We start from the raw sequence: 9,495 nt of genomic DNA on the forward strand, positions 1-9,495 counted from the left end.
GGGAGATTTGGCAGAAATCATTCCAACCTCATAGTCAATCAGACTTCACATTCTCCAAAAACAAATAAATCTGCTCAACCACACCCTCAATTTCACGCATCACTTCATCATTGCTAAATCGCATCACAGTGAAGCCTAACGAAGTTAATTCCGCATCTCGTAATGCATCTTTTTCTTGATAATCAGGTTCGTAGTGTTGGCTACCGTCCAGCTCAATAATCAATTTTGCTTTCGCACAATAAAAATCCACAATGTAATTCAAAAGTGGCTTTTGTCGATTAAATCGAAAGCCTAATAATTGATCCCGATTAATCCTTTGCCATAGCTTTCGTTCAGGATCAGTTTGATTAATGCGTAATTTTTGAGCATTTTCCTTTAAATATTTTTCATAAGACTGAATCATTCCCTAGCTCGCCAATATCCAATTAAACTATAAAATATCAAATGCCAAAAACTAATTTTCCACTTCAACATTATTTATGAATTATCTTATTCTTCGTTCTAATTGCACGCATTCGCTTATAGTGTTCTTCACTGTTAAGCGGTGATATACATCGTTGTTTTGTATAAGAAAAACTTTCTCCTGCAGAAACTAAACAACCATACATATCTCGTTTTCCAATAATTTGTGCTGTTTGAGATGTTTGGCTACAAGCAGTTAAAACACTGGCAAAAACCACCGCACTTAAGATTTTTTTCATCATTTTTCTGTTTTAACCTTTAAACTCCACTGCAAAATTTGCTGAAAATCGGCATAGTCACATAAGCCGTCATTATCCCTGTTGCAACCTGCCAATGTAAGCGAAATGCGATGAGGAGGCGTAGATAAACTTAGCGGTGTCAGATTGATTAACTGTTCGGTGGTTTGGTAAACATATTCCAAGCGAAATTTCGGTTTACCGCTTACGTTGTGTTTCCACACTTCAAACATCAGTTTTCCGCCAATGGGAATATTTTCCAAAGAATTTTCTAATTCATAAGGCTCCACCCCAAGGGCGGCAAGCAATGCGACAATGTTGGAATCATGCCCCACCAGGAGCATGATTTTATTTTCGCTCTCTAATTGTTGCTGAATAAATTGCAACAAGGGGTAAGCCACATATTGTGCCAACTCTTGATTATTTTTAAATAGCGTTCGGTAATATTCATTTTTGATTTCATTGATAGCCTGCCATTTTTGCAAGCTATCAATGTTACCATTAGCAATCTCGTTTGGTGATTTGCCCACATAATGTGCCAGTAATAAACTGCTCACTATTTTTTTAGCAGTGCTGATCGAACCGGTAATCCGTACCGATTTCCCCTCTTCGATACGATATTCTCCTAGCTTTCCAGCCAAATCACATTCGGCTTTTTGTAAACAATTTGGTGAATTTTGATAATCGATCAGTTCACTTAACAAAGCGTAATTTGGGGCGAGTTTTTGCTGTAAAGCAGTTAAATCAACATTTTTTTTAGCCTGTTCAATCAAGGCAATATTAAGATTTTTTGCCTGAGTGTGAAAAATAGGATCTTTTTCGTCACCTATTTTACCTTGATGTTGCAAAGCAACATGACACCCGGCAAAAGCCCCAGCAATGAGCGCCTGCCCCGTGGCAATGGTGCGTTGCACACTGTTTGCGTAAACAAAAATGCCTTCACCTGTGGCACAACGTTCTGTGGTGAGCAAGCCATTTTGTTTAAACCACTGCCCCAAATATTGTCCAAAATAGGTTTCTAAAATCGTGCCTTTCGGTGTGAGATAACCGGATGGAACATCCCATTTCGCCCAAGGATAAGGGGAATATTTAGCCATTTCCCGTGGATCTTTTTCCACCGGTGAACGTAATCCATGGCGGCTAAAAATCAACACCTTATCTAAGTGGTAATCCTTTGATGATAAGTCCTTTTGTTCACTCGCCCCAGCCTCATTAATAAAGAGCAAAAGGCAGAAAAGTGCGGTTAAATTTCGGGAAATTTTTGCAAAGGTAGGTTTCATTATTAGGCTTCCCCCTTATCCAAGCCGCTATTGTGCTTGCGCAGCCAAAGCAGTTGGGTTGAGTGTCGGTTCTGCGATTTTGGTTAAGCGGTTTCTATCCGTATGATGGAAAGGTTCATCATAGTTCGGGATAATCATCACCGTATCTTGTTCGTAAGACCAAGTGCCGTCATCATTGATTTTCACCTTAATGGTATAGCTTTCCGTAGTGAAGTTTTGTTCAATAAACGGGTTAGAAATAATACCGTTAGTAAGGGAACCTCGCACGGCTTGTACAGTAAATTCTTTCGCATCGGCAGAGGCATTTCCTGTTGCCATCAGGGTTTGTCCACGGGGAATACTTAATGTAAATAGGATATTGCCCGTTGCTGGCTCCCAAAGCCAATAGCCCACCTGATCGTGGAAAGTTTCTACTTCATTAGGTTGCACAATGCGGGTGTGGTATCGCAAGCCATAAAAAAGTTGAGGCCCGTTTGTTTGGGCATCAATGGGTTGTAATTCAATACGTTCGATATAGGGGTCTTTCTCCGCACCTTCCGCTTTCGGATTGATATCCACCCCACGTTTGCCTTCCCAAATCCCAGCCATACCGGCTAAAGGCCCAAGATGAGCCAAGGTATTCACATCCTGTTCGGCTTCCGTGTAAATGTCTTTTGGATATTGGTAATCAGTCATTTTTATCTCCTGTTTAATCCTGTCTAAAGTGCGGTCATTTTTCGGGTTATTTTTGACAACCGGGGAAACCTAAGGCTTCACGGCTGGCATAATAGGCTTCGGCCACCCCTTTGGTTAAAGCTCGAATGCGTAAAATATAGCGTTGGCGTTCGGTCACTGAAATCGCTTTGCGTGCATCTAACAAGTTGAAGCTGTGAGCCGCTTTTAAAATGCGTTCGTAAGCTGGTAATGGCAATGGTTTTTCTAAGCCAAGCAACGATTGCGCTTCTTTTTCGTATTGATCGAAACAGTAGAATAAGAAATCCGTGTTGGCATATTCAAAATTATAAGTGGATTGTTCCACTTCGTTTTGGTGGAAGACATCACCATAAGTGGTTTTGCCAAGCGGCCCGTCTGACCAAACTAAGTCATACACACTGTCCACACCTTGAATATACATCGCCAAGCGTTCTAAACCGTAAGTCACTTCGCCTGTTACCGGTTTACATTCTAAACCGCCCACTTGTTGGAAATAGGTAAATTGAGTCACTTCCATTCCGTTCAACCACACTTCCCAGCCCAATCCCCAAGCACCAAGGGTTGGGTTTTCCCAGTTATCTTCCACAAAGCGAATATCGTTTTGGGTTGGGTCGAACCCCAACATTTCGAGAGAACCTAAATACAATTCTTGAATATTATCCGGTGAGGGTTTAATCACCACTTGGAATTGATAGTAGTGTTGTAAGCGATTTGGATTTTCACCGTAGCGACCATCTGTCGGGCGGCGAGAAGGTTGAACATAGGCAAAGGCCATAGGCTCAGGGCCTAATGCCCGTAATGCCGTCATTGGATGAGAGGTGCCCGCGCCCACTTCCATATCAAAGGGCTGGACAACAGTACAACCCTGTTTTGCCCAATAATCTTGCAGGGCAAGAATCATCCCTTGGAATGTTTTTATATTGAATTGATTGCTCATAATTTTGACGATTACTGTAATAAAAAAATGGCATCATTATACTTGAAACCAAGGAGCGGATAAAGGTGAAAAGTGTACCCAGAAATCAATGTGTTGTTATGAATGAAATTAACACTTGCTATGAAAAATCTCGATTAGGAAAGCCAAAAGGCTTATGTCACAATAGCGATTTGTTTAACTTAAGGAACATATCAATGAAAAAAAATCTAATAACGACCGCACTTTTGTTGACATCCTCTGCTTTTGTGCACGCCGAATCTGATACAGAACTGCCTGCGATTAACGTTTATTCCGCCTACGCCACGCCGGTCAATCAAGATCAAACTGCCTCATCTGTCACCGTTTTAACAGAAAAAGATTTCGCCGCACGTAATGCCACCTACGTCAGCGATATGTTGAAAACCGTGCCGGGCGTGGCTATGGGGGTAAGTGGTGGGCGCGGGGCTTCAACCAGCTTATTCTTACGAGGAGCTAATTCTAAACATACAGCAGTGATTATTGATGGTATTCGAGTAAATCCTGCTGATACTAACTTTGACTTTGGAGGATTATCTCTTAGTAATATTGACCAAATTGAAGTGTTGCGTGGTGAGCAATCTGCTCTTTGGGGAAGTGATGCAATGGGGGGAGTGGTTTATATCACAACAAAAAGCGGTCTGTATAAAGACAAACCATTTAATATTGATTTTGACGTAGGTACAGGTTCACACCGTACACGTGATGGTTCTGTGACTATTTCTGGTCAGAAAGATGGTTTTTATTATGCCCTTCAGGGTGACAGCCATCGTACTCGGGGTATTTCAGCACGTAGCGAGCGTGTATTTAATTACACGAGCGTTTCAGGAAATACCAGCAATAATATAGCGGCAAGTGAAAAAGATGGTTTTCATCGTGATAACACTTCTTTACGTTTTGGTTTTGACAATGGTAAAAAAGGGATAGATTTTCTTGCTTCACACTCTTCTCAAACGCTCCATTTTGATAATAGTGCTGAGAATGAACGAATATTTGATGATAATACCCGCACTCGAGAAACCCGTTATAAGTTAAGTGGTTATATAGGTAATGCAGATGACTTATTTGTTCATAAAGCATTAATAAGCCATGTGAAAACAGATAGTCATACAACACAATACAGTTCGTGGAATTCTTCTGTGGGTAAAACAGAATATGAAAGCAAGAAATTCAATACAAATTATCAGTTAGATATTAACTTTGATCGCGAAGGCGAAATTAAACAATCGGTCAGTCTATTAACCGATTATCAAAATATAAAATATATTGCTTCAGTTTATGATTTTAATGAAAAAAAACTCACTGAAAAAAGTATTGCTGCTGAATATCGTTTATTTACAGAATCAGATCACAGCCTTTCTATAAGTGGTCGTTACACAAACAACAGCTTATTTGAAAATGCTATTACTGCTCGCATTGCCGGTGCTTACCGTTTATCGCCCAATTTAAAAGCCCATGCTAGTTTTGGTAAAGGGATCCACAATCCAACATTTACTGATGTTTATGGATGGGGAGGGGACTATATCTGGATAGCAAATCCTGAATTAAAAGCCGAAAAAAGTTTAGGTGGAGAGTTTGGATTATTAACTGAAAGCAACGATAAACGCCATAGCTTAGACACCACACTTTTTGCCCGTAATGTAGATAATTTTCTTTCTTCCGTACCAGTAAGTGGTTATACCGTTTATCGCACAGTCAATCGTGACGGAAAAACTAAAATTAGAGGCGTAGAAATTGCCTATAACGGCAAATTGACCGATAACCTCTCGACCTATGCAAATTATACTTACACCTATATCAAATCTGAAAACGATCAGTATGGTTCAAATTATGTTCGCCGCCCTAAGCACACAGGTAACCTCGGATTAAGTTATCAAATCACTAAAAATTTTGGATCTGACGTAAATGTTTCTTATGTTGGCAAACGACTTGATTCCGGTGATTTCAAAATGCCTTCATACACATTGGTTAATTTAGGTGTAAATTATCAAATTATCCCAAACTTAAATATTTACGCCCATTTAAACAATGTATTTGACAAAAAATATGAAAATGTCGTTGGCTACGGTCAAGACGGACGTAATATTTATGTGGGCTTAAGAGGTTCGTTTTAACAAAAGTGCGGTCAATTTTTGAAAAAATCCCCGAAGAAATACCTTCGGGGATTTTTATTTAATTATCAAATTATCGTCTAACTCGGAATTTTTTCTGCGCTTTATCCACTTTTAACAAATAGTTTCTCGCTTGGGAGGAAGGATGTGCCGTGGTTAAAATACGATAAACCTGTTCCGGATACATTTGATTGATTTTGTAAATCGCCTCGTCTTTATCATTATCAAATACCCGTAGCACAGCGCCTGCCCCACTGTTATAAGCGGAAATCATCGCAAAACGTTTAGAGGTTGGATTCGTAATGCCGTCTAAATACTGATTTTGCAAAATCCACAAATAAGCCACCCCTGCATCAATATTATTTGCCGGATCATACAAATAACGGGCTGAGGGTTGACCGCTTTTTCCTTTCATCGCAAAAATATCACGACCGGCGGTATGAGGTACTACCTGCATTAAGCCAATGGCGTTGGCATAACTTATCGCATAAGGGTTAAAACTTGATTCGGTTTGCATAATACCCAAAATCAAACTTTCATCAATGCCATAACGCTGTGCTGCTTTACGAACCAAAGGTAAATATTTTTGTGCACGGACTTCAACGTGGTTTGCAATCATTGGGATTGTTACAAACTGTACCATATTGCCATTTTGTAAACGGCGGGTTTGCAATTTATTTTGAATTAAATAGGTTGCAAAATTGCCTGCAATAAACTGATTCGAAATTTGCTGGCCATTATTATCGACCACCTGCCCTAAAAGAAAAGGACGGGAGCTAATAGGCACATCGCCCGATGCGAATAAATCAATGCCTTTTGCATCAGACCCCATTAATAACGTATGTACAATCGCATTATGTAAACGATTAAGATCCTGCTGGGTTTCAATGATAATATTCCCTTCATCAAAACTCACATGACTACGGGTATAAAAAGAATCCGTATATTTCACATAGTCTTTACGGCTCGCCACAAGCAATTCATTTACCCCCCAAATACGATCAATATTGTGGGAAAACTGCCCGGTGAGAATATCTAAACCCTGTGTGTCTTTCGCAAAAACTTCATCATAATTGATACTACGACGATTGGGCGAATCACTACACGCATAGAGAAGTGGCAATAATGCCAATAACAAATACTTTTTCATTATTTCATGCCAATTATTGGGATGGAGGAACATAACCTTCAATATGAACGTTTTTTCCTTCAAAGAGGAAACTGACCATTTCTTGTTCAAGTAATTGACGATGTTCCAAGTTCATCATATTCAGTTTTTTCTCATTCACTAACATCGTTTGTTTTTTTATCCATTCAGCCCAAGCCTGTTTGCTGATTGAATCAAAAATTCGTTTGCCTAACTCCCCCGGATAAAGCTGGAAATCAAGGCCTTCGGCTTCTTCTTTGAGATACTCACAAAACACTGTTCTCGCCATAATAATTCCTTGCAAATTGTGTTAATAAATTTTTTACAGGCTGAGCCAGCCCGATCTGTTCAGAATTTTGCGGATCATACCAATATTTGACCGCACTTGATAGACTTGGTTGATATTCTTTTGGTTTTTCCATCACCTTACGCCAATCCCGGTTTTCCTGCTCGACCCTATCATTTTCCAGCTCGGCATAAATCGGGTAAATATCTAAATGAAAATGGCTGAAAGTATGACGAAAGCCCGGCCAGACCTGATAATGGTAAATACCCTCATTGGCCAAATAAGCCAACAAATGCGCTTGTGATTCAAATTGTGGAAAACAAAATAACCCGCCCCACAAGCCTGCACTTTCCCGTTGTTCCAACCACACTTTGCCATTTTTAGACAAAATCAAAAAATAGGTTTCTTTTTCCGGCAGCGGTTTTTTCGTTTTTTTACCGGGAAATTGTGCCCAACTTTCGTTTTTATTGGCCAAACAACCTTTGTTCAGCGGGCAAAGATCGCATTTAGGTTTGCTGCGTGTACAAATCATCGCCCCAATATCCATCATCCCCTGATTAAAATCCGCCACCCGCTCCACTGGTGTGACCTCTTCGGTTAAATGCCATAAGCGGTTTTCCACCTTTTTTTCACCCGGCCAACCATCAACTGCAAAATAACGTGCCAGCACCCGCTTTACATTGCCATCTAAAATAGGGTAAGGCTGATTTAATACAGAAGATAAAATCGCCCCGGCAGTTGAACGCCCCACGCCCGGCAATGCCCAGACTTGTCCAAAATCCGTGGGAAAATTTCCGTTAAATTCATCCCGCACTTTTTGCGCTGCTTTATGCACATTGCGTGCTCTTGCGTAATAGCCCAACCCCGTCCACAAATGCAACACCTCATCTTGCGAGGCATTAGCAAGTGCGGTCAAATCGGGAAAGGTTTTAACAAAGCGCTCAAAATAAGGGATCACCGTTGCCACCTGAGTTTGTTGAAGCATCACTTCTGAAAGCCAGACCTTATAAAGGGTTTTATTTTGTTGCCAAGGTAAATGCTTACGTCCCAATTTATCGTACCATTGTAATACCGATTGGGCGAAAGGCGCTTGTAGGGAAGATCTCGCTAACATAACTTTGTTCAGATTCATTCTAAAGTGCGGTTAAAAACGGCAGTCATTTTACACGAAAACAGGGCTTGTTTATCTCTATTTTTTCAGTATAATCTGCACCCTATTTGGTGCCAATTATGGCGTATTATTCACTCACGCGGTGTAAGAAGAAAGTTCTTATAGCGGCGTGGCTTCATTTTGAGGTTTTCTATGAAACAAGGTATTCATCCAGAATATAAAGAAATTACTGCAACTTGCTCTTGCGGTAATGTGATCAAAACCCGTTCAACCCTAGGCAAAGACATCAACCTTGATGTGTGTGGTAACTGCCATCCGTTCTATACAGGTAAACAACGTGTTGTCGATACCGGCGGTCGTGTTGAACGCTTCAACAGCCGTTTCAAAATTCCAAGTACAAAATAATTTGGACTTACTCAACCCCACCAACCGGTGGGGTTTTGTTTTATCGCCATTCAAGATAGAATAGCCAAAGTTTAAACTCATTTACCTAATCTAACCTATTCTGTCCGAACTTTCGTTAGAGGAGGGCTTGTTTTATAAGCCGTTATATACTTTGGAAAAACTGTATTAACGAGAATTTGTTCTATATTTATATTTTTAGAAGAAATGAATGGTTGGGAGAGGGGAAGACAATTACAAAAATGATGCTTTTAATTTACCTTTTGAGACATTTCTTAATTCCTCAATGTGTGTAAATATAAAACCTTATTCTAATCGTAATATACGGCTATAAAAAAGAAAGAACTAACAGAAGAAAAGACAATGATATATAAATTAAGACATGTTAAAAAACATGGTAATAGTTTATTTTATATTTATTTGCTAAATAATTAATATCTTTAGAGTCAAGTATATGAAAAATCATCTTTACGAAAAAAATCTATCTCTAGACTGCATAAAATTTCAATATGGTGGTGGAATGGAAAGATATGTCATTGATTTAATTAATGGCTTTCACCAGTTATCTATTAGACCAACAGTTTTTTCAACAAAATTTAATAAAGATCTTATTGAATACCAATTTATTAATCCTGTAAAGATTAATTTGTCTTTTATTCCTAAACCATTGAGAAAATTTTTATTATCCTATTTTTTTAATAAACGCAGAAAAAACGGTTTATCTATTACAACAATTTATAGTCAATCAGATATCGTTATTTGTGGTGGAAATCACAAAGGTTATCTTGCTAAAATTTGCAAGCAAGCAAGCAAGC

The 9,495-nt window shown here is 39.3% G+C and carries 10 protein-coding genes and 1 pseudogene; 3 read left to right on the plus strand and 8 right to left on the minus strand.

Annotation, left to right across the window (positions count from 1 at the left end; genetic code table 11):
* Positions 1–34 precede the first annotated feature (34 nt).
* The 5 genes from BKK52_RS12775 to glyQ all read right to left on the minus strand — a co-directional run bounded on the left by BKK52_RS12775 (position 35) and on the right by glyQ (position 3,608).
* Positions 35–400, minus strand: coding sequence for an endonuclease domain-containing protein (locus BKK52_RS12775; protein WP_077421267.1), 366 nt, complete (start codon positions 398–400; stop codon positions 35–37).
* A gap of 73 nt (positions 401–473) precedes the next feature.
* Complete coding sequence (locus BKK52_RS12780) at positions 474–704, minus strand: hypothetical protein (protein WP_131826480.1); 231 nt, start codon at positions 702–704, stop codon at positions 474–476.
* Positions 701–1,978 carry a histidine-type phosphatase gene (locus tag BKK52_RS12785; protein WP_077478861.1) on the minus strand — a complete coding sequence of 426 codons (1,278 nt, stop codon included), beginning with the start codon at positions 1,976–1,978 and terminating at the stop codon, positions 701–703. Before BKK52_RS12785 ends, BKK52_RS12780 begins: the two co-directional genes overlap by 4 nt.
* A 27-nt stretch (positions 1,979–2,005) precedes the next feature.
* Positions 2,006–2,653: an FABP family protein gene (locus BKK52_RS12790; protein WP_077478862.1), complete on the minus strand. Its 648-nt coding sequence runs from the start codon at positions 2,651–2,653 to the stop codon at positions 2,006–2,008.
* Positions 2,654–2,699: 46 nt separating this feature from the next.
* The gene (gene glyQ, locus BKK52_RS12795) at positions 2,700–3,608 is read right to left on the minus strand and encodes a glycine--tRNA ligase subunit alpha (protein WP_077478863.1); all 909 of its coding nucleotides are present in this window, start codon (positions 3,606–3,608) and stop codon (positions 2,700–2,702) included.
* Positions 3,609–3,802: 194 nt separating this feature from the next.
* Between glyQ and BKK52_RS12800 the strand changes: the two genes are divergently transcribed.
* Positions 3,803–5,737 carry a TonB-dependent receptor plug domain-containing protein gene (locus BKK52_RS12800; RefSeq protein WP_077421264.1) on the plus strand — a complete coding sequence of 645 codons (1,935 nt, stop codon included), beginning with the start codon at positions 3,803–3,805 and terminating at the stop codon, positions 5,735–5,737.
* A 70-nt stretch (positions 5,738–5,807) separates the two neighbouring features.
* On the opposite strand, the gene mltC is transcribed toward BKK52_RS12800, so the two are convergent.
* Genes mltC through mutY form a run of 3 tightly spaced genes read right to left on the minus strand, consistent with a single transcriptional unit; the run spans position 5,808 to position 8,281 of the window.
* Positions 5,808–6,884 (minus strand): membrane-bound lytic murein transglycosylase MltC, encoded by a 1,077-nt coding sequence (gene mltC / locus BKK52_RS12805; protein ID WP_077478866.1) that lies wholly within the window; start codon positions 6,882–6,884, stop codon positions 5,808–5,810.
* 13 nt (positions 6,885–6,897) lie between these two features.
* The gene (locus BKK52_RS12810) at positions 6,898–7,170 is read right to left on the minus strand and encodes an oxidative damage protection protein (protein ID WP_077478864.1); all 273 of its coding nucleotides are present in this window, start codon (positions 7,168–7,170) and stop codon (positions 6,898–6,900) included.
* Entirely contained in the window at positions 7,148–8,281 is a 1,134-nt protein-coding gene (gene mutY, locus BKK52_RS12815; protein WP_077478865.1) for an A/G-specific adenine glycosylase, read from the minus strand. The genes BKK52_RS12810 and mutY overlap by 23 nt, the downstream gene beginning before the upstream one ends.
* A 189-nt stretch (positions 8,282–8,470) precedes the next feature.
* On the opposite strand from mutY, the gene rpmE reads away from it, so the two are divergent.
* Positions 8,471–8,683: a 50S ribosomal protein L31 gene (gene rpmE, locus BKK52_RS12820; RefSeq protein WP_005625828.1), complete on the plus strand. Its 213-nt coding sequence runs from the start codon at positions 8,471–8,473 to the stop codon at positions 8,681–8,683.
* Positions 8,684–9,134: 451 nt separating this feature from the next.
* Positions 9,135–9,495 (plus strand): annotated as a pseudogene (locus tag BKK52_RS12825) (glycosyltransferase family 4 protein); the annotation flags it as partial.

It is taken from the genome of Rodentibacter trehalosifermentans (assembly GCF_002000545.1).
GTDB classification, from domain to species: Bacteria; Pseudomonadota; Gammaproteobacteria; order Enterobacterales; family Pasteurellaceae; genus Rodentibacter; species Rodentibacter trehalosifermentans.